The sequence below is a fragment of the Chryseobacterium sp. DT-167 genome, assembly GCF_058310155.1.
The window spans coordinates 1-559 of the sequence record NZ_JBZEEQ010000112.1 but is presented as its reverse complement, the minus strand read 5'-3'; the positions used below and the strand labels follow the sequence as shown (position 1 = coordinate 559).

Below are 559 nucleotides of genomic sequence, written 5' to 3'. Positions count from 1 at the left end.
CATGGGATAGGAGACGGTCGTCGCGACGTCCCACGACGGTCGTGACGTCGCGGCGATGAGGATGGGCGACTCGGCGAGGCGGAGGCTCATGAACTCGATGACGTGCGCCGTCGAGCGGTCGATCCAGTGCAGGTCCTCGATCGCGATGAAGAGGGGGCGCTCAGCGGCTGCCTCCTCGAGGAGGCCGAGTGCGGCGATGCTCACGAGGAGCCGATCGGGAGTCGGCCCGTCGACGAGGGCGAAGGCCGTCGCGAGCGCGTCGCGTTGGCGGGGAGGCAGCGCCTCGAGATGGGGCAGGAGCGGACCGAGCATCTGGTGGAGTGCCGTGTAGCCCACCGGTGATGCGTGCTCGAGTCCCGTGCACCGCAGGGCGCGGTAGCCCGCGTTCGCGGCCTCCTCGCCCAGGGCCGTGAGCAGCGACGACTTGCCGATGCCCGCCTCGCCCTCGATCAGGAGCGCGCGCCCGGAGCGGCGCGCCTCGTGGACGAGGGGGGCGAGGAGGCGCAGTTCGCGCTCCCGCCCCACAAGTCGTGCCTCGGGAAGACCGAGGATCGCGGAG

Annotated in this window: 1 protein-coding gene; it reads right to left on the bottom strand. The window is 71.7% G+C overall.

Going from position 1 to position 559, the window contains the following annotated elements:
* The coding region (locus AC4FQ5_RS20030) for an ATP-binding protein (RefSeq protein ID WP_491146448.1) at nucleotides 1–559 on the bottom strand (559 nt) is incomplete at both ends.